Here is a 26,103-nt window from a genome sequence, read left to right as displayed (position 1 = left end):
AACCGGGCCTTCCGTGCGTTCTGCTGATTCTTAGTGTGGCTGGGGTTGCGGCTGTGTTGGCTGTGGCGGCAACGGTTGCGACTGCGGCCGGGCCTGTGGTTCAGGCACAGGCCGTTGCTCTTGTTGCTGCAGGTTCTGCTGTTGTGCCGGAAGCGTCACTTCCGGCAGCGACTTCGCTGGCTGAAGCCCCGGGACGATGGGCGCCTGCGAGATGTTTCCGGTTGCCGCTTCGGTGATGCTGATGCCGAAACGGTCCAGCGTGGCGGCCAGGATCTGTCCAAGCGCGGCGCGGTCGATGGCGTACTTTGCTGTCGACGAGATCACGGTGTTCTCCGCGATGGCCAGAGCACGCTGCTGCTGCAGCACCAGGGCTGTCGTGGATGCGCCGAGATGCAGCTTCTTGAGCTCTGCGTCGAGGCTCTGCTGATCGTAGTCACGCGTGGCCAGCGCCGATTGCACCGCAGCGCGATCGTTGGTGAGGGCAAACTGCGCGTTGACCACGTTCATGCGCGTCTGCACGTAGAGCTGCTGCAAACGCATCTGCGCCTGGCGGTACTCAAGTTCTGAACGCTCCTGCACAGACTGCGCGAAGCGGTTGCGGATTGGAACGCTAAGATTGAAGCCCACGCCCTTGTTCGGACCGCTGCTGTTGAAGAGATTGGAGAAGGTGGTGCTGTAGTCGACGCTGGGGTATTGTCCGGGAGGGCAAGGGACCGTACCCGATGCTCCAAAGTTGACGCAGTTGGGATTCTGCGAGCCGCCCAGGGCCGAGGCTCCATAAAAGCCGTAGACGTCGAGCGTCGGCAGGAGGCCGCTCTTTGCGCCTTTCAGCGTGATCTCATCGTTCTTGATGGCGAGGAGGGACTGCTCGATAGCCGGACTATTCGCGTCTGCCTGCCGCACCAGGTCATCAGCCGAGCGGCGCTCCTCAGGCATTTCGATCAGGCTGATGCGATCGGTGGGAATGACTGGCGCATTCGCAAGGGTTGGATCTTCCAGGCTGCGCGCAATGGCCTGTTTCATGACCAGCTGCTGATATTCGAGATTGCTTTGCGACGCGATGACTGCTTGCTTGTCCTGTTCGACCGCGCTGTTGGCGCTTACTACGTCGAGCGGAGCCAGCGTACCGATCTGGAGTTGCTTCTCGTTATCAGAAGCCAGCTGGGAGGACTGCTGCAGAGCACGATTCTTGGCCTGCAGGTCCTCGTAGGCGCTGACCAATCCCCAATAGATGTTCTCGATCTGATTGATGGTGAAGAGAAGCTGCTGACGGAAGGCCGAATCGGCGATACGGCGGTCGTTCTTGGCCTGGACGATGAAGCGGCCGTTGACGCCCCAACCGAAGCCATACAAAAGATGCTGGGTGATCTGCGCGTTGAAGGTCGAAGACAGCTGCGGGCTGTAGGCAGCAAAGACGTTCGCGGTGGTCTGGTAGCTGTTGTTAAACCCTACTTTCAGATTCGTGCCGGTGATGAAATCCTGGGCGTAGTTGAAGTTGTATTGGTTCGTGTTCTGCGACAGCGCCGGGGCGCCGGCGAACGCGGGAGTGCTTTGCGGAATGGTCTGGCGCTGAAGCTCGATGCTGCCCGTGAGTGCCGGATCGAAGTTTCCAGGGGCCGGTCCGGTCCCGCTGGTGGTGAGCGCCTGACCGCCGGTACCGGTACCCGCGCCGCCCACGGCTGCGCTTGTTCCACCGGGACCGCCGCCTCCGGTGACGGTGGTGCCTGCGCCGCCGAGGGTGTTGGTGACAAGACCGCTGCTGACGCCGAGCAGCAGGTTGGAGCCGGATTTCGCGCGCATGATGTCGGTATCAGCGATATCGAGCGTGAGGCGCTGGATGGCGATGTCGTAGTTATTTTCAAGCGCGAGTAAAACTGCGTCGCTCATGCTGAGATAAATTTTGCCGTTCTTGACCAGATCGTCGAGCCGGACCGAATTGCTGAAGCGGGGCGACGCCGGGTTGAGCGGTTTGTAAGGAGCAATGGGGTTTGGCCAGTACCCGCGCGGCTTCGAAAAGTCATACGGCGTGTCGCGCATATAGAGCGGCTGGGTAAAGTTCGGGGCCGGCTCCGTTGGAAATGTCTGTTGCGCATTGGCCGGCGCGGCGGCCGGGGTCGTAGCCTGGGCAGTCGTCGGGGGCTGCTGTGTCTGCTGGCCGAGCGCCCATGTCGGGGCGGTGCTGGCAAGCAGCATGGTAATGGCAGCTGTGGCCCGCAATTTCAAAAAGAACGCGCCTTTCCCAACCGATTTCAACTTCGATACTTCGCGGCGTTCACTCAAAAATTCCATTCGCCTCTCCATCTAATTACAGCGGTCACGTTCCAGACGCAGATACGGCATTTTCAGACGCGGCTGGCTTCCTCGTGTGCGCCCTCGCGCTGCTCAAGAGCACACTGGTTTATGGTTGCGTAACTTGGGCGTTACTCCTCGTCTATACGCGATTCATCCCGGCTTCGTTCCGTGGATTCGACAGACATGTCGTAGAAAACAGACGCAAAATCACCACCGTGACAGGAAAAGCTGAGTATATCGCAGGCCTGTTGAGACCTGGTTCTCAAGTGCCCCGTCTCTGTCCTTCCTAAAAGTACGAATCTTCAGACTCTAGATGTTCTATGCTCGCGTTTGGACGCTCTAAATGGTTGAGAAAATTCGCGAACGCGGCGAGCCGGGGGTATCGGGGTGGAAGCTGGTGCTGGCGTATGACGGCACGGACTTCCATGGCTGGCAGGTGCAACCGGATCAGGTGACGATTCAAGGCACGCTGGCGGATGCGATTGAGCGCATCACCGGCGAGCGGGTTCTGCCGCAGGGCAGCGGGCGAACGGATGCTGGGGTTCATGCGCTGGGACAGGTGGCTAGTTTTGCCATGGCGGCGGCGATTCCGGCGGCGAATTTTCATCGAGCGTTGAACCGCGCCCTACCGGCTTCAATTCGGGTGCTGGAGGCGGCGAGTGTTGCACCTGACTTTCATGCGCGGCATAGCGCCGTTGGAAAGCGATATGAGTACCGGATTTTTCGTGGGGAGATCTGCCCGCCGTGGATTTCGCGGTATGTCTATGCGTTGAACTGGCCGCTGGATCTGGATGCGATGCGGGAGGCGGCTGCCGTGGTGGTTGGCGAGCATGACTTTGCTTCGTTTGCGGCCAGCGATCCGGATCTGGCGAGGCGATCGGCCCCGAATACGATCTCTGATTCGATCTCAGATCAGGGTGAAGGTGCTTCTACGGTGAGGACGATCTTCTCTTCGCGCTGGGATTGCGTTGATTCGGATTTGCTGGTGTATCGGGTGCATGGGTCAGCGTTTCTGCATCACATGGTGCGAAATCTGGTCGGTACTTTTCTGGATGTGGGGCGCGGCCATATTGCGGCTACGGAAATGAAGCGGATTCTGGAGGCGCGGTCGCGGACGGCTGCCGGAGCAACGGCTCCGGCTCGGGGTTTGTGGCTGATTTCAGTGGAGTATTGACGGCTGGTGCTACGCTCAAAGTTATGGCGGTTACGGGTCCAGCGGCGGGTTTGGCTACTGCGTTTGCGCGCATCGGCCAACTCGCCTCGCTCCGGCCCGTGCATGAGGCGTTTGGCTGGCTGCATCTGCATGAACAGCAGATTATGGCGTGGCAGCAGGAACTGGTGATGGTGGCTGCGCCTCCGTTTGGCGAGGGGCCGCGCGCGGAGTGGCTGTGCGGGAAATTTCGCGAGCTGGAGCTGGATGATGTTGGGCTGGACGGGATTGGGAATGCGGTCGGCGTCTATCGCGGCGAGGAGAGCGGCGGCGCGTGTGTGCTGCTTTCGGCGCATATTGATACGGTCTTCCCTGCTGATACTCCGATTGAGCCACAGCTTAATGGGACGCGGCTGACTGCTCCGGGAGCATGCGACAACGGCGCAGGCGTGGCGGCGCTGCTCGCGGTCGCGGCGGCACTGGGCCATGCGGGGATTCGTCCGGCTTGCGATCTTGTTTTTGTTGGCAATGTGGGCGAAGAGGGTGAGGGCAATCTGCGCGGCATGCGGCATTTTTATCAGCATGCTCCGCTGCGCGATCGCGTGGCGGCACACGTTGTGTTGGATGGAGCGGGACACGAAGTGGCTGTGACGCATGCGCTGGGAAGCCGGCGGTATCTTGTGACCATTGCGGGACCGGGTGGGCATTCTTGGACGGATGCGGGACGCGCGAATCCAGTGGTAGTGCTGAGCCGGGCAATTGCGGGGCTTGGCGATCTGAATTTGTCTACGAAGCCCAGAACTACGCTCAATGTCGGCACAATTGAGGGTGGTACTTCGGTGAACGCGATTCCAGAACAGGTGACGGCGCGCTTTGATGCTCGGTCGACGGATGCTGAGCAGTTGATCCGACTGGAGGTGGAGATTCATCGCGCGGTGGAAGACGCGGTGATCGAAGCCAACGAGGGTGTGAAGCGGGAGCATGCGCTGCGATTTTCGATTGAAATGATTGGCGACCGGCCTGCCGGGGCTCTGGCGGAGCACTCGATCATCTTTGAGAATTTGCGGGCGGTGGATCGTCATCTCGGGATTCGCTCCGAGACGCGGATTGCTTCCACGGATGCGAATATTCCGCTGTCATTGGGAGTGCCCGCGCTTTCTCTCGGAGCGGGCGGCGATGGCGGCGGGATTCATACGCGCAACGAGTGGTATGACGCGCGCGGGCGCGAGCTTGGACTGCGGCGAATTTTATTACTGCTGCTAGCTTGCTGCTCGTGAACTTCTCCTGTGATTCACAAGCGAAAAAAGCAGGTCCTTCCCCTTCACTTCGTTCAGTGTCAGGATGACAGCCATCAATTTATCGAGATGTTAGACTCCGATTCGTGAAAGCAATCCTTCTTCTCTTCCCTTCTCTTTTGATTTCTGCTTGTGTTTCAGCGCAGACGGCTACTCCTGCCGACACAATTTATTTTCACGGCAATATTCTTACCGGCGTCGATCTTGAGGCGGCGCAGCCGCAGCGGGTTTCGGCGATTGCTGTTCGCGGTGGGGTGGTTGTGGCTTCCGGAACGGATGCCGATGTGAAGAAGCTGCAGGGTGCTTCGACCAAGATGGTGGATCTTGGCGGGGCGTTTGTGATGCCGGGGTTCAATGATGCGCACGCGCATCTGGGAGATGCGGGGCGGATCAAGCTTTCGGTGGATGTAACGGGGACGAAGTCGCTTGCGGAGATGCAGGAGCGAGTGAAGGCTGCGGCTCAGGCGGCTGCTCCGGGTGCCTGGCTTACGGGAGGGGGATGGGATCACACGCTCTGGGCTTCGAAGACGCTGCCGACGAAGGCGGATCTCGATGCTGCTGCAGGCGGGCATCCGGCGTTTCTGGTTCGCGTAGACGGGCATATTGCGATTGCCAACACAGCAGCGTTGAATGCGGCCGGGATCACGAAGACGACGCCTGATCCGCAGGGCGGCAAGATCGATCGCGACGCGAATGGCGTGGCTACGGGCATTATTCGTGAGACGGCACAGGCGCTGATCGACAAGGTAATTCCGCCGCCTACTCCGGAGCTGCGGCGGCGTGGGATTGAACTGGCGCTGGCGGATGCGGTCGAGCATGGCGTCACTTCGGTTCAGGACAATTCTGACTGGGAAGATTTTTTGGTCTACGAGCAACTGGAAAAGGAAGGCAAGCTTCCGGCTCGCATCAGCGAATGGCTGCCGTTCAATGCTTCTGTGGATCTGCTGAAGCAGCATCGCGCGTATCATCCGGCAGATGATGCGATGTTGCATACCACGATGCTGAAGGGTTTTATGGACGGGTCTCTAGGGTCGCGGACGGCGGCTCTGAAGGCTCCATATGGCGACGATCCGGGCAACTCGGGGATTCCGCGCTATCAGCAGGCGCAACTGAACCAGATGGCGATTGAGCGCGCGCAGGCTGGTTTTCAGATGGGCTTTCACGCGATTGGCGATCGCGCGGTGAGTATGGCTCTGGATGCGTTTGCGGCGGCACAGGGTTCTGGGCCGCTGAAGGCTGATATGCAGACAATGCGCGCTCCTAACGGGCGCAAGATCATCCACGCGACCCTGACGGGTTCGCGCAATCGCATTGAGCATTCGCAGGTGGTCGACCCGGCGGATTTTGCGCGCTACAAACAGCTGGGCGTGATTGCTTCGATGCAGCCGAACCATCTGCTCACCGATATGAACTGGGCCGAGCAGCGTTTGGGGCCGGATCGCGCCAAGTATGCGTATGCCTGGAAGTCATTTCTGGATGCGGGTGTGCCGCTTGCGTTCGGTACCGATTATCCGGTTGAGCCGATCACGCCGTATCGCGGCGTGTATTGCGCGGTGACGCGCATGAATGAGGCGGGGACGCAGACCTATTTCCCGGAGCAAAAACTCACGATCTGGCAGGCGATTTATGCGTATACGCAGGGGTCTGCTTACGCCGAATTTGCGGAGAGCAGGAAAGGCAAGCTGGCGAATGGCTATCTTGCCGACTTTGTTGTGCTGGATCGTGATATTACCTCTGTCGCTCCGCCTGAGATTTTGAGGACGCAGGTCTTGCGGACAGTGGTGAACGGGCAGACGGTATATCAGGCTGGCGTGAAGGCGCGTTAGGACCCTGCGGCTGTGGATTGATCCCACCCTTTCGCAAAGAACGCGAAAGGATGGCGCACCCAAAGGTTGCTGAATAAATTGGACACCGACCCACGCACACATTTGTCGCTGGTTTGCGGAACAGCAGGTCCTCGACTGCGCACCTTCGGTGCTCCGCTCAGGATGACAACTTTTTAATTGCTGGTCCCGACACTTCCCTGTCGCCGCGTTACGAAGAGCGCGAGGATCAGCGACATGAAGACGAAGAGAGCCGCCAGGTAGAACGGCATTCCCGGCATGTGCCAGCCGCTGCCAGGGCGAATGACAAAGGCAAAGCTGAAGGTAACAACTTCGGTTTTTTCGGTACGCCACAGCGCGACCTCGTATTTGATTTAAACGACTTCGACGAAACGGTAGTCGGTCCTTGGGACTGAGCGGCGAGTCGTTCAACTTTGTTGCCTGGGCCTGTGGCACTATCCTGGCACGCGCTCATTCCCGCACCAGTGAGCCGGCAGTTACTGCGGCAATTCGAAAATTCTTGATGAAGCTCTGGCCGATTGGGCCGAGCGGTACGGCGACCAGACGGAAGCCGATCATGCGACTCTCGTAAAAGCCATCAAGAGCGGAAAGGTAAAGGCCCAAACAGAAGGCATTGCCGAATAAGAATTACGGGCTGCTGTGAGTGCAATCTTATGCGCGAACAGCAGATCGAATCTTCGGCAATCCAGCGACCGTCTCTTTCAGTTCCCCATTCCGCGAGATCAGTTGCAGCAATCGACGCGTAATTTCGTCGTCGGCCTCGACATTGTGACGCAGGCTCACTGGATAGCGCACCACCGCTTCAAGCCCAGTGTCCGTAAGCTGGAGCTGTGCCTTCGGCTTCAGCGGCGCAAACGGTACCTCAAACCTCTCCTCAATGCTGCGTTGCTGTCGGTCGAGGAGCGGCTGATATTTTTCATAGACACTCTGAACAATCTGCATCATCGTCTCTTCGACCAGCTTGTGATTGCCCGCAGGTTGCAATCCAATCGAAATCTCATGCCATGAGTAATGCGTCCCGGGAACCTGCTTAAACATCGGCGTCGTCGGCTGAAAGAGCACGGCGTTGGCAAAGGCAACAACGCGTCCCGTCGGCTGCAGGTCGATGCCTGTGCCGGCCAACTCGAGCATATAAAACCGCACAAAGCCGACATCGATAACATCGCCCGTCACGCCCGAAATCGTGATGCGGTCACCCACCCGGATACCATAGCGACCAATCAGGAAGAAATACGCCGCGACTGACAGAAGAATGGTCTGGAGTCCTACGGCGATGCCGGCCGTTAGAAATCCGGCGAATGTAGCCAGTGCGCTGAACTCGGTAACAAAGCTGAAGATCAAGACCAGCCCGATCAGAAAGCCGATGACAAATCGTCGAACGACGAGGAATTGCCTTCTGCGTCGATTGTCGGCAATGTAGCGAAACGTCGCCCTTTTCCATAAGTCGGAAATCAGTAGCAGAAAACCAAGCACTGCGATCATGATTCCCACGCGGACCAAAACGCTACGTAAAAGCGCACCTGACTCGCGCCGTATGGAGTTGCGCCAATCCTCAAGGTTCGCCTTGCTCTCGTCGAGGGCCACCACTTCCTGGCTCAGCGGCACTTCTACTCCCGCAATCTGATCGAATCTGGCAGCGAGCGTGTCAAAGTCCTGCTTTGAAGGGAGCGCCTCGCCTGGTTGAGGATTATCCGCAGTGGTTGACAACGCGCGACCCTGTTGGATCGTTGCTCGCAGCTCTGTGCGGAGAGGCGAGCGTAAGGTGTTGACGAAATCCTCCAATTGGTTCGTCTCGAGTTGAAGGCTTTCAATTTGTCGGAGGCTCACAGATTGGTCGTAAAGCCTGTGAAGGGCCCCGAACAATCCAGTTGGACTATTGATGTTCTGCGGAGTCGACGCGGTAACCGGTTGGTTCTTAGGGTCAAAAATTTCCGGCAGAGTACTCTTCAGTTGCGCAACACTGGCTTCAAACCCATTTGGATTGGGCTGATTTTCCGAATCCCCCTTCTTCTTTGTAGCTTTCTGCTCAGAATTCCTGGTCAACTGAGTCAGCGAATTGATCATCGACTTGCCGAGATCGAGTTCGCCCTGCAGGCGATCTCTCTGGTCGGTCAGCGCCTGTACATCGCGGCGCCGGGCCGAAGCGATTTTGCTGTTCAGCTGGTTGATCTGCGTCTGTAACTGAGCGTTGTGGGTGGTTGTATCCTGCAGCAGCTTCACGAGGTTCTGGTGCGATGTTGAGGCCGCCCCCTGAGGAATCTCGCTGGGCAGAAGGGGAGCAGCCTTTTCCGCGGATGCAAATGCAAGCGCCACTACCTCGGTCGCCATTTTGTTCGCAGTCGACTGATAGAGCGCATCCGTGGGAAGGCCCACCGGCTGGATCTGCGTCTTGTTCTTGCGATACCAGGTAATGACCGAATTGAGGTGGTGTAATATCTGCCGCTCATCAAGCGTTGCAGTGGCAGGCTTTTGATCCTGTGTCTGCCCGCTGAGAGAAAAAGCTGCAAGGAGAACCGTGATCGCGCATGCGCAAATGTGCAGGGGAGGTCGAAATCGCATTAGCTCAATTTTAGGCGCGACAGCGCAAGTCGCATAATGCTATCGATGAATCTTCTCTCAATTTGCATGCCGAAGGCGTGTGCAGACAATTTTTGTGCAGGTCTCCGCATCGCGCCTGATCAAACTTCTTCATGGAGATCCGGACTGCCCTTTCTGCAACAAATGCTTCTTAGATGTGTAACAAGTTGAAAAGAATAGCAAGGAGCAAGAATGCAAGGCACGATTCGAAAGCAATTAACGGTAATTCTGACTGGTGTGATTTTGCTGGTGGCGGGATGCTCATCCAAAACAAAGCCAACAGACGAAAACTTTATGGCAGGCTTAAATGCTTATTACGCGAACCACAACGACTGTCTCTTTCCAAGCGCGCTGCGATTCCCATACGAAGTCAGTCCGGGACCCGATGCGAAACAAGACAAACAGCGCATGGATGCACTGATGAATTCCGGACTGATGAAGCGCACGGAAGACCAGAGTATTCATGTTGAGGTCTATGCGCTAACCGCTGCGGGCGAGCGCGCAGGGAGCAGGTTCTGCTATGGGCATCGTGAAGTGACCAGCATTGACAGCTTTACGCCGCCATCGAAAGAAGCGAATGGAATGCTCAAATCGACCGTTACCTACAAATATAAAATGATGGACGTGCCGGTGTGGGCGAGAACCGATGAAGTGCAAAAGGCGTTTCCGGAGATGGCCAAAGCGCTCTTAGGCGACGCCACCGGCGAAAACACCCTGGCGAATGCTGGAGTCGGATGGCAGATTCCCGACTGACTTCATCGCAGCATCAACTGCTCATGAAGTGTGAAAATCCGCCCCGTGACCAGGTGACTGGAAACAAAACAAGCAAGCGCGGAGGCAGAGAAGATCGTCGTCAACACAACAAATTGATAGAGTGCAGCAAACATAGGCGAAGCTCCTGAAAGCACCATGCCGGCCATGATACCAGGAATCCAGACAATTCCTAGCGAGCGAATATTGTCGACCGAAGGAATCAGGCAAGCGCGAAACGCGGCGTTGAGATAGGGCAGTACAGCCGCATCAGCGCTCGCTCCAAGTGCCAATGCCGATTCAATTTCTCCAACATGAGAGGTGACCTCACCACGTAGTCGATCAAGAAAAAGTGACTGCGTGTTCATCGTATTCGCAATCACCATACTTCCTACCGGCACAAGCATCGTGATTTTCAGTGGAATCACGCCGAAGACGATCATGATTGCCAGTACCACGCCCGTACCGGCGCAAATAGAGGTCAATGCCAGCAAGAATGCGCGTGGAATGCGCTTCGCGCGTTTCCGCACAATGCTTGCCGCAGCAAGCATCATCACAGCAAGAACCAGTAGGGATGTCCACTGAGGTCCGCGCAGCATGAGCGCGAGAATCGCACCCACGGCCACGATCTGTACTACACCTCGAATCTCCGCGACGGGCAATTCTTTGAGTATTCCGGGGGCACGCTTGCGCGCCAGGAGCATGACCGCCAACGCGAGCAGTGCGGCCACAACGCATTCCGCAATGCCGAGTGTAAGCTGCGAGTGAAACAAATGATTAAGCACGCAGCACCTCAGCCGCAGGTCCATAAGCTTTAACGCGTCCAAATTCAAGAGCGAGAACTTTGTCCGCCATTGCGCGAGCCTGTTCGCTGCTGTGTGTCACCCATACGCACGTTAAATGGCGCTCGTAGATCAACGATTCCAGAAGTGCCTCGACCCCCAGCCGCGCTGCTTCATCGAGCGCTGAGGTGGGTTCATCGAGCAGCAACGTCTCCGGGTTATTCGCCAGCGCTCGAGTAATGGCAACACGCTGTGCCTCTCCCCCGGAGAGCGTAAGTGCATCGCGCGATCCGAACCCTGCCAGTCCAACGTGGGCAAGCAATGCGTTTATTTCATTTGCGGGAATGCTCTGGCCATTTTGCCTTGGGCCAAAGGCAACATTCTCTGCAACTGATCCGGGGAAGAGATAAGCGCGTTGCATCACCATCCCCATTCGCCGTCGCAGTTCGCGTGGAGGCAGCGTGCGTGTGTCTGTCCCGTTCAGGCAGACGGTACCGCTTGTGGGCTCATCCAGCCGATTTAACAGTCGAAGCAGAGTGCTCTTGCCCGAACCGCTTGGTCCAACCACGGCGAGCACTTCGCCGCGCTGCAATTCGAAGTTCACATCAGTAAGGAGAGAGCGTGGTTCAGGTGATGTAAGTGTACGTCCCAGTTGTGAGCAGGCAAGCATGTAGTGGTAAGTGTAATTGCAGCAGAAGTTGGCTCTAGGTCGGCCATGGAACAGGACCTGTGAAGCTTCAGCGGTGTGACAAAGGCGTTATTGAAAACAAGTCAGAAGGACAAACAAGAAGACCCAGAAGATACCCATGGTGTGCCAATACCACGCCGTACAATCGACGACAATCTGACGCATCTCAACCCGTCGAAGTAGAAACAGCGCGCAGAGTGCGATCGCGAGCGCCAGAATACCCAATCCAAGATGGATTCCGTGGGTCGCTGTGATCAGGTAGAAGAAGTGGCTGTTTTCATTTGTCCCGAAGAAGAGGCCTTGCGAGGCGAGCTGCTGCCAAGCTATCCATTGTCCGGCCAAAAACATTAGGCCTAAGACAACTGTACCGATCAGCCAGGGTGACGCGCGTCGCACGGCTGGCCGTCCAAGCCCAAGCCACTCCTCCATCACATCGACTTCGTGAAAAAGGTGCTGGCGCGCAGTTTCGATCGTCGCGCTGCTCAGAAGCAAAATAGCTGTATTAATCCAGAGAATCGGTGGAACTGCCAATGGGTGCCAGTCGGACACGTAGTTATCGCGGGGATCGAAATGCCCGGCATTCTGCCGCACAAAAAAAGCGCTCACAATCGCGATAAAAAACATCAGATCGCCCGCCAGGGCAAAGAAAAGCCCAAGACGATAGCGTGTCAACAGTTCGCGTGGCCCGCGCCTCCCCTGTGGATGATTATCCCAGTTATCGTCGCCTCCGCCTCCACCCGTAGGCCGCCTGTCGACTGGCGGCTTGCCGCCAATTCCAGTATCTTTACGATCAATTTCGGCTGGGGTACGAGTAAAGGTGGCGGGCATGCGCGGAATCCCTCTCGCGTACAGCTTACTCCTGTTCGGCCTCCTCGGCACACTGCAGAACGAAGTCGGCTGAATTTGTGTGAAAACGATATTCATAAGGGCCCCGGTTGACCCTGTATTGGATGTTATCGGGTGCCCACTCCAGCGTTGTAGCTCGCCAGGGATTTGCCCCGGCAGGTTCTCCGCGTCGCACGCTCCAGACAAGATTGATCAGAAAAAGCAGCTGCGCCGTCGCCAGGAAGAGCGCCGAATGCGTAATTCCGGTTTGCAGCGGCAGCAGGGAATTCAGCATCGACGTGCTCCCGGTAAGTTGGGCGTAGTGTCGCGGTTGTCCGGCAAGGCCGGCGAAGTGCATGGGAAAGAAGGTCGCATAGGCTCCGACGAGAGAGAGCCAGAAGTGCCATTTGCCCAGCCGTTCGTTCATCATGCGACCGGTCATCAGGGGAAACCAGTAGTACACCGCCGCGAAGAGTGAAAACATCCCTGCCATCGCCATGATCAGGTGAAAATGTGCAACCACGAAATAGGTATTGTGCAGGTAAGCATCCAGAACCGGCTGCGCAAGAATGGGCCCTGTGAGGCCGCCCGCAATAAAAAAAGATAGAAATCCCAACGTAAACAGCATTGGCGTCGGTAGAGGAGTGACGCGGCTATCACGACCGCGAGACAGCATGGCCATCCATCCCAACATCTTCGCAGAACTGGGGATGGCGATTGCCATCGTCGTCAATGCAAACGCTGTTCCTGCATAGGGATTCATTCCGCTCACAAACATGTGATGTCCCCACACCAGCAGCCCGAAAAAACCGATTGCGAGTGTAGTTGCCACCATGAACCGATAACTGAAAACTGGACGCCGCGTGAAATTAGCCAGAAGAGAGGAAGTCAACCCCATTGCCGGCAAGATCGCGATGTAGACCTCCGGGTGCCCAAAGAACCAAAAAAGATGAAGCCACAACATTGGCGATCCGCTCGCGTGCGGATGAGTTCGATCAAGGACCAGCCCGTCGATGACTTCTCCAGGCGGCACAAAAAAACTCGTTGCCAGATGCCGATCGCTCAGCAGCAGCACTACCGCTGCAAATAGAACGCTGAAGGCAAAGAGAATGAGCACCGCCGTCACCAGCCATGCCCAGACGGTAAGCGGCATGCGCATCGCTGTCATTCCTTCGCAGCGCTTGGAGATGACAGTCGTCAGCAGATTGATTGCGCTTAACACCGAAGCCAGGCAGAAAATACCGATGCTCGCCAACCACAAATCCATGCCTGCAGCTTGGCCGGGCCCCGCGGCAGCGATCGCACTGAGCGGGGGATAGTTTGTCCACCCGGAGATTGGCGCTCCTCCGCCAACAAAAAACGCGCTGATCAATACTCCGAACGAGACCACAGTTAGCCACAGTGAAACCGCGTTCAACAGCGGGAGGGCCATACGCCGCGCACCAATCTGCGCTGGAAGGACAAGGCTGGCAAATCCATTCACTGGAGCTGTCGTCAGCACAAAGAAGACCATTAGAGTGCCGTGCATTGTTACCAGCGCCAGATATCCTTCAGGCGGTACTACGCCCCAGAGCGGCAACTTAAGATTTGGCGCGACGATGTGAATCCGCATGAAGATCGAAAGCATGGTGCCGACAGCGACGGCTATCAGCGAGAGCAGCAGGTAGGCAATGCCAATGGTACGGTGATCTGTCGTGAGAAACCATCGACGTGGCGCCTTGGTGATCTGCACTCCTGAACTCATCGTCCGGCTCCCGAAATGCCTGTGGGACTGTGGCTTGACAGCCAAGCAGAATATTCGCTCTCCGATACCACCCGAAGATGCGATTGCATCCGCGCGTGTCCTAGTCCGCAGACTTGAGAGCAAAGAATGGGATAGTCGCCTGCAACTGTAGGCGTGAAGTGGATATGCATCTCCATGCCTGGCACCGCATTCTGTTTTACGCGCATGCCTGGAACGAAGAATCCATGAATTACATCAATGGAGCGAATCCTGAGATCGACCTCGCGTCCGGCGGGGAGCAGGAGAACGCTCGAGACAATATCGTCCGCGCTGTGCGGATCCGTATGATCGAGCCCAAGCGGGTTTCCAGCCGGCGCGTTGATAAGTTCCGGCCGCGTCGGCCCAAACGAGTTGTCGGCTCCGGGATAACGGAAGTACCACTGAAACTGCATCCCAGTCACCTCCACTTGGAGGGCATTGGGAGCAGCTCCCTGATACCGGATTGTTGCCCAGAGGCGTTGCGCACTGACGGCCATCCACGCATAGATAAGCGTCAGTGCGATCAGCGGAACCAGTTCATGCTTCGGCGAAACGCCAAAACGGTTTAGAACAGGACCTTTTCGGCGGATCATTGTGGCCAGCACAAAAACGTGCGCCAGAAGAAACAGCGTTCCTAGGATTACCAGATTCCACCACATCAAGCTGTCGACTGGAACGCCGTGCAAGGCGCCGTTCGGTGGCATCCACCAGACGCGATCAGCCATCATGCAATGATTGTCTCTCAGTGGCTCTGTCCAGAACGAACCAGATCGACAAAGAGGCGATGGACACGACGGTCGGACGAGAGTTCCGGGTGGAATGTTGCTGCAAGCAGCTTTGCCTGTCTTACCAGAACAGGGAAGCCATCGCGCTCAGCGAGCACCTCGACTTCGGCGCCTGTTTTCACGATACGCGGCGCACGAATGAAAACCATTTCCAGCGGTCCTCCCTCAAGGCGCGTGTCAGCGTTGAGAATCGCGCTGTCGATCTGCCGCCCATACGCATTGCGCTCCACCGTTGCGTCAAGCACTGCGAGACTCTCCTGGCTGGGATTGCGTACTTCTTTCGCGAGCAGGATGCACCCGGCGCAGGTACCGAAGGTGGGCTTCTCCCGCACGAAACTTTGAAGGGCCTCAAGAAATCCATCCCGCGCGAGGAACTTGAGAAAGGTAGTCGATTCGCCGCCGGGGATAATCAGGCCATCGATAGCCGCCAGTTGTTCGGGTCTACGAACCAGCACTGCCTCCGCGCCCGCTTCGCGCAGAGCAACCCCATGCGCATCAAAGTCGCCTTGTATCGCCAGTACGCCAATTTGGGGAATCGTCTGACCCACTTCTGACTTTGTTGACACGTTCGAAGAGATACCTCGGTACTGAAGCTATTCAGCGAAATCGCAAAGAAGCAGTGCTGATAGCCCTCAACAAGATGCGACTTCCAATCAACGCGGAGCGCGTCCGTCTCAATAGCGGACTACCAACCACGAGTTTGGAGCAACTGGTCTTGCTCCAATGCGGACACGGCGAGTCCCTTCATCGTGCCTGTCACCTGTTCTGAAGCCTCTGCGACAATCTTCGGATCGTTGTAATGTGTCGTCGCTAGGACAATGGCGCGAGCTCTGGACACAGCTTCCGCGCGCGCAGCTTGATCATGTTCCACATCCAACGGAGTAGCGCGCTCTTTCATGAATATCCCGGAACCTACGAAAACGGTCTCAGCGCCCAGTTGCATCATCAAGGCTGCGTCCGCAGGAGTAGCAATACCTCCTGCAGAAAAGTTGGGTACCGGAAGCTTACCAGCCTTCGCAACCATGCGAACGAGTTCGTACGGAGCGCGATGTTCCTTGGCCGCCACGTAAAGCTCGTCATCAGAAAGCACTGTAAGGGCGCGCATCTCTCGAACGATCTGGCGCATATGCTTCACCGCGTGGACAACGTCACCCGTTCCAGCTTCGCCCTTGGTACGGATCATCGCCGCACCTTCGGCAATGCGGCGAAGAGTTTCGCCAAGATCGCGTGCGCCGCAGACAAAGGGAGTGGTGAAAGCATGCTTATCGATATGGTGAGCCTCATCGGCTGGGGTAAGGACCTCGGACTCGTCAATGAAGTCCACCCCGATCTCCTGCAATATCTGTGCTTCCGCGAAGTGGCCGATGCGCGCCTTTGCCATAACCGGAATGGAAACCGCGCCCATAATCTCTTTGATAAGCTTGGGACTTGCCATGCGCGCCACGCCGCCTTCAGCCCGAATCATGGCGGGAACGCGCTCCAGAGCCATGACGGAGACCGCGCCCGATTCTTCCGCGATGCGCGCCTGCTCAACGTTCATGACGTCCATAATGACGCCGCCCTTCAGCATTTCCGCGAGGCCGATCTTTAGCCGAAGACTCGTGGCGGTTGTGTTGCCATTATTTGTGCTCATTTTGCGTTCCTCCCGGCGTTGCTGGCCGCCTGGGAAAATAAGCGGTTTACAGATATACGCCCTTTGAAAATGTCTGTGAACACTACAGTTTAGCAGCTTTTGCATGGGCGTCTCATGCAGATCCTGGCGACTGCTAAGTCCGGACTTCTGGTCCCAAGATGCGCCACTATTACATTGAAACCATGATTTTGCTATAAGCAGAGGGTTTTTCTGCCCACTCTGCGATCGCCCGTGGCGCTTCATTGAGTCCAACAATCAGGCTGACTGCATCCTCCACGGGAAACCGCTTCGCCTCGAGCATTTGAACTACTGTGCGGAAGTCTCCCGGCAGAGCATTGCGTGAGCCGCGTATATCCAGCTCTTTCTGGACAAACCATCTTGTCTCGTAAGCCACCGGCTCTTTCGCGTATCCGATATAGACAACCCGCCCGGTAAAGGCCACTTCTTCCACCGCCATGCGGAATGTTTGCGGAAGACCAATCGCCTCAATGAATACGTCTGGCCCTAGACCGTTTGTCAGTTCTCGTAAAGCGCTGTGGCAATCCTGCGTCTCGCTGTTGATCGAATGCTGCGCCCCGGCCTTGCGCGCGATCTCCAGTTTCCGGTCGTCGATATCCATGGCAATCGTGGTTGCTCCAGCAAAACTGGCAGCCGCGATCGCGCCGAGCCCAACACCGCCACAGCCAAGAACAGCGACCGTATCCTTTGCCGTAAGCTGCCCGCGAGAAGTTGCGTGAAAGCCAATCGAAAGCGGTTCAACCAAACAAAGTTCTTTCAGGCTTAGATTCCCGCGCACGATCTTGTTGAGCGGAGCAGAGATATACTCCGTAAGCGCTCCATCACGCTGCACGCCCATTGTCTGGTTGAACTCGCATGCGTTCGGTCTCTGTTGCAAACATGATGCGCACTGGCCGCAATTCTTGTAGGGCAGAAGCGTGACATTGGCCCCCTGCGCCAAATCGCTATTCTCACCCGCATCTTCCACTGTGGCAGCAATCTCGTGGCCGGGAACACGCGGATAAGAAACCAGCGGATTCTTGCCACGAAAGGAGCTTAGGTCGGTGCCACAAAGCCCGACCAGGCGCACGCGCAACAGAACTTCGTCAGGCGCGCGCAGAGGGACCGAGCGGGTCCCAACGGTCAGTCTTCCCGGAGCTTCCATGATCAGTGCCTTCATGTTCGAACCTTTTCCGACCGCTGCAGCACGCTTCGATCGACAGTAATAAACAGCGCCTTGCCTCGCGCTAAAATTTCGCCTGAAGCGGACTCAATTTCGGCCTCGCAGTAATTTCTGCGTCCTTCGTGCGAAATCCTCCGGCCAGTCACAGTGATCTTCTGCCGTATCGGTACCGGGTGCAAATACTCAATCTCCATCTGCCGTGTCATGGCGATCACATCGTGTACGCGATTGGCTTTACTCATTGCCTCATCCAGGAGTGTAGCGATCACGCCGCCATGAGCATGTTGCGGAGGTCCTTCAAATCGCCTCGCCAGCGATGTATAGCAGACTACCTGATGGTTATCGTCGACGAGAAACTTCAGCCGCAGCCCAGAGCGGTTTGTCTCGCCACACCCAAAACAATGATTGGGCGCGCCATGCGATAGGGGCGTGACGGCCTTGGATTTCATGCGGTCTTCAGCGCATCCAGAAAGAGTTCCCGATCGACATTGCCGCCAGTGAACACCACACCCACGCGCCCATCGTGCGTCTCGCGTTCTTTTAGAACAGCTGCCAATCCTGCTCCTGCCGCGCCTTCAGCAACATTGTGTGTGTCTTCATAATAGGAGCGCATCGCATCAGCAATCTCGCCTTCACTCACTTCAACCATGTGATCGACATTTGCAAGGATGATTTCAAGCGCCTCGGGAACCGGCACCCGGCATGAGAGCCCGTCCGCCAGTCGTGAATTTGCCGTTGCGGAAAGTGCCTTTTTTTTACGGAACGATAACGCATAAGCGGGCGCATCTTTCGCTACCACGCCTACGATTTTCGTTTTCAGTCCAAGAGCATTTCGTACGGAGATCATCCCGCATATTGAAGATCCAAGCCCAATCGGCACATATACAACGCTGAGTTCGGGCGCACCCTGGAAGAATTCAAGCGCATAGGTAGCCGTGCCGTACACCAGCAGCGTGTGAAACGAGGGCACAGGATGCAAACCACGAGTCTCTGCGAGAGTCCGTGAGTGCTCCAGGGCCGCCTGAAAATCATCGCCATACTCAATCAACTCTGCTCCGAGTGACTGCATCGCCCGATTCTTCTCGCGACTGTTGCCAAACGGAACCACAATGACCGAGGTCAATCCAAGACGTGACGCTGCGAGCGCCACGCCCTGTCCATGATTGCCGCGTGTCGCTGCGATCACGCCAGTCAGCGTAGGTTTACTCTTTTTGAGCCAGTCCATATAAACAGCGGCGCCACGAAGCTTGAAGGCACCCACGGGTGAGTGGTTCTCATGTTTAACCCACACCTCAGTGCCACAGCGTGCATTCAGCAGCGGCCATGTGTATTGCGGTGTAGGTGGCATGACCGCGCGGACAACCTGTGTTGCGCTCTTGATCTCATCGAGAGTGGGCAGTTTCATAGAGGACTCTTTATCGTTAAGCTACCAAATTTTTACCACTCATCGTGACTGCGCCTTTGTGACCAGGAACAACTCTGAACACGATGCTATGAGCGATATAATCACAATATCTATGCCGAACTTCGATTTAATCGATGCGCCCCAGCCAGAAGCAGCGGCGCATTCAAGAACCTTCTATCTGGAAACCTTCGGATGCCAGATGAACGTGCACGACTCGGAAAAAGTCATCGGCACGCTCACGCAGCAGGGCTATCACCAGGTGGAAACCGAAGAGGCTGCCGACCTCATCCTCTATAACACCTGTTCCATCCGTGACAAGGCAGAGCAGAAGGTCTTCAACCGCCTGAATGACTACAAGAAACTGACCGCGCAGGGCAAGCGCTTCGGCGTTCTCGGATGCGTGGCGCAGCAGGAAGGCGAGCGCATCTTCGAGCGTGCCCCTTATGTCTCGCTGGTTTCCGGCTCGGCGTCCTACCGCAAGCTTCCCGAGATGCTCGTGCGCCTGGAACTCGGTGAAAAACGGATTACCGGTCTCGACGACCGCCAAACCGAAGAGACCTTCGAAACCGAATTCACGACACGCAGCAATCCTCATCGCGGCTATATCACCATTATTGAGGGCTGCGATAAGTTCTGTGCCTACTGTGTCGTTCCATATACACGTGGCAAAGAACGAAGCCGCACATCGACGTCGGTTCTGGTCGAAGCGCGCCGGATGGCCGATAGTGGTTACACCGAAATCCAACTTCTCGGTCAGAATGTTAATTCCTACTGTGATCCAGAAAGAAAGAAGTCATTTGCGGAGTTGCTCGCTGCCATAGGTGAAATTCCCGGCATTCGCCGCGTGCGTTTCACGACCTCGCATCCGCGGGATTTTACACGCGACATCGTCGACGCCATTGATGCTGTACCATCACTTTGCGATCACGTTCACCTGCCGGTGCAGAGCGGATCATCTGATGTGCTCCACATGATGCAGCGCGAGTATACACGCGACTGGTACCTTGAGCGCATCTCATGGATCAAGGCGGCTAAACGCCAGATCAGTATGACTACGGACGTCATCGTAGGTTTCCCTGGCGAAACGCAGGCAGATTTCGAGGAAACCATTACGCTTCTGCATGCGGTTCAATACGACGGTGTCTTTGCATTTAAGTATTCGCCGCGCCCAAACACCCCTGCTGTGAGGATGCCGGATTCCATATCCGACGAGATCAAAGCCGAGCGCCTGCAAGTCCTCCTTGATCGCCAGCGTGAAATCCAAAGGGTCAACTATAGCAATTACATGGGGCAAGTTCTGGAGGTGATGGTTGAGGGTCATAATCAGGCCAGGGGACAGGTCATCGGACGCACTTCACAGAATAAAACGTTGAACTTTACCGCTAGCCAGCCTATTCTTCCCGCTACGGGAAGCTATTTGCCGGTGAGAGTTACAAAGACTTTCCCGAACAGCCTCGTAGGCGAAGCGGTAGCATAAGAGGTCACGCTGGATGGAAATCGAGATGAAAATCCGGGGCCTGATGGTCGATCCATCAACCAATGCGCCGATCGTCATTCTGAAAGACGTGCAGGGAGATACTGTGTTGCCTATCTGGGTGGGTTTGTATGAGGCCAACGCTATCGCCCTTGAAGTGGAAAAGGCGACGACGCCGCGCCCCATGACACACGACCTGCTTAAAAACCTGGTCCAAGGTCTGAACGCCACCGTGCAACGTGTTGTGGTTACAGAGCTTAAGAACGACACCTTTTACGCTGTGTTGTGGCTTGAGCAAGACGGAGAGTCCGTCACCATTGATTGCCGCCCATCCGACGCTTTGGCGCTCGCACTGCGCGCTGACTGCCCGATTTTCGTGGATGAAGATGTCCTGCGCGTCGCCAAAGTCATCTCTAACCCCACCGATCAGGCAACACAGGAAGAGCTGCGTCGTTGGCTGGAGAATCTGAACGACGAGGATCTCGGACGTTACAAGATGTAGTTGAGCAGGCGTTCGTAGTTTAAACGAAGGCCCTATCGTCGATTAACAGAGACTGATGCCAATCATCCCTTGGCCATATAGATGAAGCGCAAGAGAAATAGCGCGGCCAAAACATACAGCAGCCAGTCCTGCCAGCGAAAGCGCCCGCTGAAGATATGCAGCAGCGCAAAAGCAATGATGCCGAAGCTCAATCCGTTCGCGATTGAGTACGTCAGCGGAATCGTCACAAGTGTCAGAAATGCCGGGAAGGCTATCAGCGGATCAGACCACTTGATTTCGCTGATGGACGAGAGCATCAGTCCACCGACAATGATCAACGCTGGCGACGTTGCGGCTGTTGGGATGGCGCCGACGAGCGGCGCTACAAACAGAGCCACAATAAACAGAATGCCCGTAACGATCGCAGTTACACCCGACCGCCCTCCCGCGGCAACCCCCGCGCTCGATTCAATGTAGCTGACGACCGTACTCGTTCCCGTAAGCGAGCCGGCAATGGTTGCAGTCGCATCGGCAAAAAAAATGCGGTTCAAGCGCGCGATACGATGTTGCGCATCAATCAGTCCAGCCTTCTGGCTCACTGCCACTAGCGTGCCAATGTTGTCGAAGAGATCGACGAAGAGGAAGACAAAAATAATCTCGAAAACGCCAATATGCAGTGCCCCGCGGATGTCGAGCTTAAAGGCTGTTGCCGTGATGTCGCTGAAGCGGTATGCCTCCGGATGCCAATGTACAAGGCTGAAGGCCCACCCTGTCAGCGCTGTGCCCATAATTCCGATCAGCATGGACGCGCGCACGCGAAATACCTGGAGCAGCGCAATGAGCAACAATCCAAAGATGGCAAGTGCAGTCTGCGGATTGCGCAGATTCCCAAGTCCCACAACGGTCGCCGGGTCGGCAACGATAATGCCAGCATTTCGTAGTCCGATAAATGCGATAAAGAGTCCGACGCCGCCCGCGACAGCCGCATGCAGTTCATGCGGAATCGCACCGACCAGCAACTGGCGAATGCCGCCGACGGTGAGCAGCAGAAAAATCACGCCGGAAAGAAAAACTGCACCGAGAGCCGTCTGCCATGGCACGCCCATGTGTTTTACCACGGTGTAGGTGAAGTAAGCGTTGAGTCCCATCCCCGGTGCGAGTGCGATTGGATAGTTTGCCAGCGCCCCCATCAGGATGCTGCCCAAGGCGGCGCAGCAGCACGTTGCCGCAGTCACCGCGGCAACGGGCATCCCGGTCTCGTGCAAAATCGCCGGATTCACGAAGACGATGTAGGCCATCGTGACAAACGTCGTGAAGCCAGCAAGAATCTCGGTGCGCCAGTTTGTTTCAAGCGCTTCAAAGAGGAAGTAACGCTCGAGAGCGGAGACAAAGCTCCCGCGCTTTTCTGGTGACGTAATCGTGGTCATGCTTGCGCGTAGTCTACACAGAAGGCCCCGTCGCCCCAAGCAACTTTATGGCGCTTTGCAATGAAGTGTCTCGGCCTTTCCGGCTGACATTTATCGCCCCGCACGAACCGCACCCGCCAGATCTTTAAGTAGGCCGTGGGTTTCGGTCCAGTCGATGCATGCGTCGGTAATGCTTTGCCCGTACGTAAGAGCCTTGCCATTCACAAGGTTCTGTGAACCCGCAATCAGATTGCTTTCGAGCATTACACCCATAATGCGGCGATCGCCCGCTGCAATTTGCGTAGCCACTTCGCGAGAAACCACACCCTGTTTCTTGTGATCCTTGCCACTATTGGCGTGGCTGCAGTCGATCATGATCCGAGCCTTAACGCCGGCTTTTTCCATCTGCTCAGATGTCGAGGCAACAGAGGCCGTATCGTAGTTCGTCGTCTGCCTGCCGCCGCGCAGAATGATGTGGCAGTCGGGATTTCCCGCCGTAAAGAGAATCGCAGATTGGCCTGTTTCCGAAGTACCAAGAAACGTATGCGGATGTCCCGCCGAAACGATGGCCTCAATCGCGATCTGTACATTGCCAGAGGTCCCGTTCTTAAAGCCGACCGGGCAAGACAAGCCGGAGGCGAGCTGCCGGTGTACCTGACTTTCCGTAGTGCGCGCGCCGATGGCTCCCCAACTGACCAGTTCAGCAACATACTGCGGCGAGATCATATCCAGAAATTCAGTCCCCGCAGGCACGCCCATCTCCGCAAGATCGAGCAACAGATGCCGTGCCAGTCTCAGTCCATCGTTGATACGGAAAGATTCATCGAGATGAGGATCGTTAATCAGTCCCTTCCAGCCAAGCGTGGTGCGTGGCTTCTCAAAATAGACGCGCATCACGATTCGCAACTCATTCCCGAATTCGTCGATTGCATTCTTCAACAATCCGGCATACTCGCGCGCAGCTTTGGTGTCATGGATGGAACAAGGCCCAACGACCACAACAAGGCGCGAATCGCTTCCATTGAGAATGTTGATGATCTCGTTTCGGGCCTGAAAAACAGTCGCTGATGCCCGCTCGGTGACAGGTAATTCTTCTTCGAGAAATACCGGCGGTAGGACAACCTTCGTCGCTTTTATGCGTAAATCATTTGTTGGGTAGAACATGGGTCTTACTTTTAATGTAACAGTGGAGTCCGCTTGCTGACTTTCGGCACGAGCCACGCGGAATGCTGCGCTTCGACGTTCGAGTGACCGCATCTGGTACTCTCGCCTCAGTAGCCCATGCCTGAGTTCTGTGATGTTGCCTTGCCTGTTCCATTGGATCGCGCCTTTACCTATGCGTTAAATGGCGAGATTCCCGGCGTCGGCTGTCGCGTCCTTGTGCCCTTTCGCAATGAAAAGCTTGCTGGTGTCGTGGTACGCGTGCATGACGACGCTCCGCCGGTCGAAGCAAAAGCTCTGATCGGCATTCTTGATCAGGAGCCGCTGATTTCTGGTCCATTGCTGGAGTTGGCGCAGTGGATCGCGCAATACTATATCGCTCCGTTGGGTGAGGTTTTGCGGACGATGCTGCCGTTGATGGCCGAGGTGCGGCGCATGGTGCTGTATCGGATTACCGATACAGGACGGCAGGTGCTGCAAGATGGCGCAGAGAGAGGCTCGTCGCGGCGCTCAAAGCTTCCTCCCGGCGAGCAGAACCTTGAATATGCGGTTCTCAATTACTTGGAGGGCGGGGGAACAGCCAGGGTTTCACGGTTGCGGTCCTCCACTGGAGCAAGTCTGCAGTTGCTTCAAGGCATGCTGCGTAAGCGCTGGATCGCGCGAGAGACGCAAGCAGATGCCCGCGATGCGCGACGAACGGTGCGGTGGGCAGTGGTGATTGAAAATGCGCGGCTTCCGAAGCTGAATGAAAATCAGCAAGCGATTCTTGCAGAACTGGCCGGTGCGGGTGGTGGCGAGTTACCTGTGGCGGAATTGCGCAAGTTGCCAACGCCCGCATCGACGGTGGCCACCCTAGTGAAGCGCGGATTGGTTCGGATTGAAGAGCGCGCGGCAGATTTTCATCTCAGTGGTCTGAGGGTGAAACGACCTGAATATGAGCTGAACATGCAGCAGAGAGCAGCCTTCGATGCCATTATCACCGCTGTAGCCTCGAACGAGTTTCGACCGTATCTGTTGCATGGTGTTACCGGGTCAGGGAAGACTGCCGTATACCTGGCGGCGATGCGACATGTACTGGATCTCGGCAAGTCCGCGATTCTCCTGGTGCCGGAGATCGGTTTGACTCCAGCGATGGCGGCGCAATTGCACCACGCCTTCGCGTCTGAGGTTGCATTGCTGCATTCGGCACTCACTCCTGAGGAACGCGCGGAGCAGTGGCACAGGATTCGCAGAGGCGATGCGCGCATAGTAGTGGGGACGCGGTCAGCGGTCTTTGCTCCAGTGGCAAACCTCGGACTGATTGTCGTCGATGAGGAGCATGATTCGAGCTACAAACAGGAAGAGATGCCGCGTTACCATGCGCGAGATGTGGCGGTAATGCGGGCGAAGCTATCATCCGCGGTTGTTGTGCTCGGATCGGCTACACCGTCGCTGGAATCGTGGCGGAACGCGCAGCGCGGGCGTTACGAAAAAATCAAAATGCATGAACGCGTGAATCAACGCCCACTGCCGATGGTAGATCTGGTCGACATGCGGCGGGAGTTTCAGGAGACAGGTCAGGAACAACTCTTTTCGCGGGCGTTGATTGAAGAAACAAAGGCCACGCTGGAGCGCGGAGAACAGGCAATTATTTTGCTGAATCGTCGAGGTTATTCCTATGTGGTTTTATGCCGGGCCTGCGGTGAAAAGCTGGAATGCGAGAACTGCGCCATCGCTCTGACCTATCACAAGACTGTTCCGAACGACGATCAGCATGCTCACGTGGGTCAGCGCCTGGAGTGTCACTACTGCGGCTACAAACGGACGGTGCCAAAGCTATGTCCCAAATGTGAGAGCGAGCACCTGTATTTTCTGGGTGCCGGCTCGCAGCAGGGCGAAGAACGGCTACAGGAGATTTTCCCGGGCGCGCGTATCGGAAGGATGGATCGCGACACGGTGCGCGGGCGACATGATCTGGAACGGCTGCTGATGCGCCTGCATTCGGGTGAGATCAATCTGCTGGTTGGCACTCAGATGATCGCTAAGGGTCACGATATTCACGGAGTGACGCTCGTGGGGGTTGTCGGTTGCGACCATGCGCTAGGACTGCCCGATTTTCGCGCCTCGGAGCGTGTCTTTCAGCTACTGACACAGGTATCAGGGCGCGCAGGCAGAGGTGAACTGCCCGGCAAGGTTATTGTTCAGACATACCACCCGGGCCACTACGCGATTGAGTGTGCCGCCAAGCACGATTTCCATGCTTTCGTTGAACGAGAGTTGAAGTACAGACGGTGGATGCACTATCCGCCCTTCGATGTGCTGGCAAATGTCCTCATTCAAAGTCAGCATTTGGAGGAAGCCGCCGGATGGGCTTCCTCTCTCGGGCGATGGTTTCAGCAGACGCAGTTGACTGGCGTACGTGTGCTTGGTCCAGCTACTGCGCCGATCTCCCGAATCAAGCGCATTTACCGCTTCCACCTGGTGATGAAAGCAGAAAAGCGCCAGGTTCTCGGAAACGGGCTGCGATCTGTGCTGGCACATGCCGAAGAAATTGGGATTCCGCGTCGAAGTTTGATTGTGGATGTGGACGCAATAAGCCTGATGTGAGGCTGCCTCGCTCCAGACAGGTTTTTG

At 56.4% G+C, this 26,103-nt stretch carries 23 protein-coding genes; 9 read left to right on the top strand and 14 right to left on the bottom strand.

The window, feature by feature from the left end:
* Positions 1-30 precede the first annotated feature (30 nt).
* On the bottom strand, positions 31-2,289 hold the full coding sequence (locus H7849_RS09005; protein WP_186745838.1) for a TolC family protein: 2,259 nt from the start codon (positions 2,287-2,289) through the stop codon (positions 31-33).
* 346 nt (positions 2,290-2,635) lie between these two features.
* Here H7849_RS09005 and truA point away from each other — a divergent pair, with 346 nt between their 5' ends.
* From truA to H7849_RS26765, 5 genes are all read left to right on the top strand, one after another.
* The gene (gene truA / locus H7849_RS09000) at positions 2,636-3,466 is read left to right on the top strand and encodes a tRNA pseudouridine(38-40) synthase TruA (RefSeq protein ID WP_186745837.1); all 831 of its coding nucleotides are present in this window, start codon (positions 2,636-2,638) and stop codon (positions 3,464-3,466) included.
* Entirely contained in the window at positions 3,463-4,719 is a 1,257-nt protein-coding gene (locus H7849_RS08995; RefSeq protein WP_251106707.1) for a M20/M25/M40 family metallo-hydrolase, read from the top strand. The genes truA and H7849_RS08995 overlap by 4 nt, the downstream gene beginning before the upstream one ends.
* Positions 4,720-4,823: 104 nt before the next feature.
* Positions 4,824-6,563 carry an amidohydrolase gene (locus H7849_RS08990; protein WP_251106706.1) on the top strand — a complete coding sequence of 580 codons (1,740 nt, stop codon included), beginning with the start codon at positions 4,824-4,826 and terminating at the stop codon, positions 6,561-6,563.
* Positions 6,564-6,841: 278 nt separating this feature from the next.
* On the top strand, positions 6,842-6,976 hold the full coding sequence (locus H7849_RS27375) for a DUF2252 family protein (protein ID WP_432756546.1): 135 nt from the start codon (positions 6,842-6,844) through the stop codon (positions 6,974-6,976).
* Between the two features lie 115 nt (positions 6,977-7,091).
* Entirely contained in the window at positions 7,092-7,205 is a 114-nt protein-coding gene (locus tag H7849_RS26765; RefSeq protein WP_251106800.1) for a hypothetical protein, read from the top strand.
* Positions 7,206-7,232: 27 nt separating this feature from the next.
* On the opposite strand, the gene H7849_RS08975 is transcribed toward H7849_RS26765, so the two are convergent.
* Complete coding sequence (locus H7849_RS08975; protein WP_186745835.1) at positions 7,233-9,140, bottom strand: mechanosensitive ion channel family protein; 1,908 nt, start codon at positions 9,138-9,140, stop codon at positions 7,233-7,235.
* Between the two features lie 210 nt (positions 9,141-9,350).
* On the opposite strand from H7849_RS08975, the gene H7849_RS08970 reads away from it, so the two are divergent.
* Entirely contained in the window at positions 9,351-9,911 is a 561-nt protein-coding gene (locus H7849_RS08970) for a hypothetical protein (protein WP_186745833.1), read from the top strand.
* A gap of 2 nt (positions 9,912-9,913) precedes the next feature.
* On the opposite strand, the gene H7849_RS08965 is transcribed toward H7849_RS08970, so the two are convergent.
* The 10 genes from H7849_RS08965 to H7849_RS08920 all read right to left on the bottom strand — a co-directional run bounded on the left by H7849_RS08965 (position 9,914) and on the right by H7849_RS08920 (position 18,968).
* Complete coding sequence (locus H7849_RS08965) at positions 9,914-10,693, bottom strand: ABC transporter permease (protein ID WP_251106705.1); 780 nt, start codon at positions 10,691-10,693, stop codon at positions 9,914-9,916.
* Positions 10,686-11,360, bottom strand: a complete 675-nt coding sequence (locus H7849_RS08960; protein ID WP_186745830.1) for an ABC transporter ATP-binding protein — start codon at positions 11,358-11,360, stop codon at positions 10,686-10,688. Before H7849_RS08960 ends, H7849_RS08965 begins: the two co-directional genes overlap by 8 nt.
* An 87-nt stretch (positions 11,361-11,447) precedes the next feature.
* Positions 11,448-12,206 (bottom strand): cytochrome c oxidase subunit 3, encoded by a 759-nt coding sequence (locus H7849_RS08955; protein WP_186745829.1) that lies wholly within the window; start codon positions 12,204-12,206, stop codon positions 11,448-11,450.
* Between the two features lie 25 nt (positions 12,207-12,231).
* Entirely contained in the window at positions 12,232-13,947 is a 1,716-nt protein-coding gene (locus tag H7849_RS08950) for a cytochrome c oxidase subunit I (protein WP_186745828.1), read from the bottom strand.
* Complete coding sequence (locus H7849_RS08945) at positions 13,944-14,693, bottom strand: cytochrome c oxidase subunit II (protein WP_186745827.1); 750 nt, start codon at positions 14,691-14,693, stop codon at positions 13,944-13,946. The genes H7849_RS08950 and H7849_RS08945 overlap by 4 nt, the downstream gene beginning before the upstream one ends.
* A 14-nt stretch (positions 14,694-14,707) precedes the next feature.
* Positions 14,708-15,316, bottom strand: a complete 609-nt coding sequence (gene pdxT, locus H7849_RS08940) for a pyridoxal 5'-phosphate synthase glutaminase subunit PdxT (RefSeq protein WP_251106703.1) — start codon at positions 15,314-15,316, stop codon at positions 14,708-14,710.
* 119 nt (positions 15,317-15,435) lie between these two features.
* Entirely contained in the window at positions 15,436-16,383 is a 948-nt protein-coding gene (gene pdxS / locus H7849_RS08935; protein WP_186745826.1) for a pyridoxal 5'-phosphate synthase lyase subunit PdxS, read from the bottom strand.
* 169 nt (positions 16,384-16,552) lie between these two features.
* Positions 16,553-17,560 carry a zinc-binding alcohol dehydrogenase family protein gene (locus H7849_RS08930; RefSeq protein ID WP_186745825.1) on the bottom strand — a complete coding sequence of 336 codons (1,008 nt, stop codon included), beginning with the start codon at positions 17,558-17,560 and terminating at the stop codon, positions 16,553-16,555.
* Positions 17,557-18,012: a PaaI family thioesterase gene (locus tag H7849_RS08925; protein WP_186745824.1), complete on the bottom strand. Its 456-nt coding sequence runs from the start codon at positions 18,010-18,012 to the stop codon at positions 17,557-17,559. Before H7849_RS08925 ends, H7849_RS08930 begins: the two co-directional genes overlap by 4 nt.
* The gene (locus H7849_RS08920) at positions 18,009-18,968 is read right to left on the bottom strand and encodes a threonine dehydratase (protein ID WP_186745823.1); all 960 of its coding nucleotides are present in this window, start codon (positions 18,966-18,968) and stop codon (positions 18,009-18,011) included. The genes H7849_RS08925 and H7849_RS08920 overlap by 4 nt, the downstream gene beginning before the upstream one ends.
* Positions 18,969-19,080: 112 nt before the next feature.
* Here H7849_RS08920 and miaB point away from each other — a divergent pair, with 112 nt between their 5' ends.
* Together miaB and H7849_RS08910 are read left to right on the top strand one after the other, a co-directional pair.
* Positions 19,081-20,445 (top strand): tRNA (N6-isopentenyl adenosine(37)-C2)-methylthiotransferase MiaB, encoded by a 1,365-nt coding sequence (gene miaB, locus H7849_RS08915; RefSeq protein ID WP_186747341.1) that lies wholly within the window; start codon positions 19,081-19,083, stop codon positions 20,443-20,445.
* A gap of 13 nt (positions 20,446-20,458) precedes the next feature.
* Positions 20,459-20,944 (top strand): bifunctional nuclease family protein, encoded by a 486-nt coding sequence (locus H7849_RS08910; RefSeq protein WP_186745821.1) that lies wholly within the window; start codon positions 20,459-20,461, stop codon positions 20,942-20,944.
* Between the two features lie 62 nt (positions 20,945-21,006).
* On the opposite strand, the gene H7849_RS08905 is transcribed toward H7849_RS08910, so the two are convergent.
* Both H7849_RS08905 and H7849_RS08900 read right to left on the bottom strand, forming a co-directional pair.
* Positions 21,007-22,350, bottom strand: a complete 1,344-nt coding sequence (locus tag H7849_RS08905) for an NCS2 family permease (RefSeq protein ID WP_186745819.1) — start codon at positions 22,348-22,350, stop codon at positions 21,007-21,009.
* Between the two features lie 90 nt (positions 22,351-22,440).
* Positions 22,441-23,493, bottom strand: a complete 1,053-nt coding sequence (locus H7849_RS08900; protein WP_186745817.1) for a 3-deoxy-7-phosphoheptulonate synthase — start codon at positions 23,491-23,493, stop codon at positions 22,441-22,443.
* A gap of 117 nt (positions 23,494-23,610) precedes the next feature.
* Here H7849_RS08900 and priA point away from each other — a divergent pair, with 117 nt between their 5' ends.
* Entirely contained in the window at positions 23,611-26,076 is a 2,466-nt protein-coding gene (priA, locus tag H7849_RS08895; protein ID WP_186745815.1) for a replication restart helicase PriA, read from the top strand.
* The last annotated feature ends 27 nt before the right edge of the window (positions 26,077-26,103 follow it).

It is taken from the genome of Alloacidobacterium dinghuense (assembly GCF_014274465.1).
In the GTDB taxonomy this organism is placed as follows: Bacteria; Acidobacteriota; Terriglobia; order Terriglobales; family Acidobacteriaceae; genus Alloacidobacterium; species Alloacidobacterium dinghuense.
This window is presented reverse-complemented; position numbering and strand designations above follow the sequence as displayed.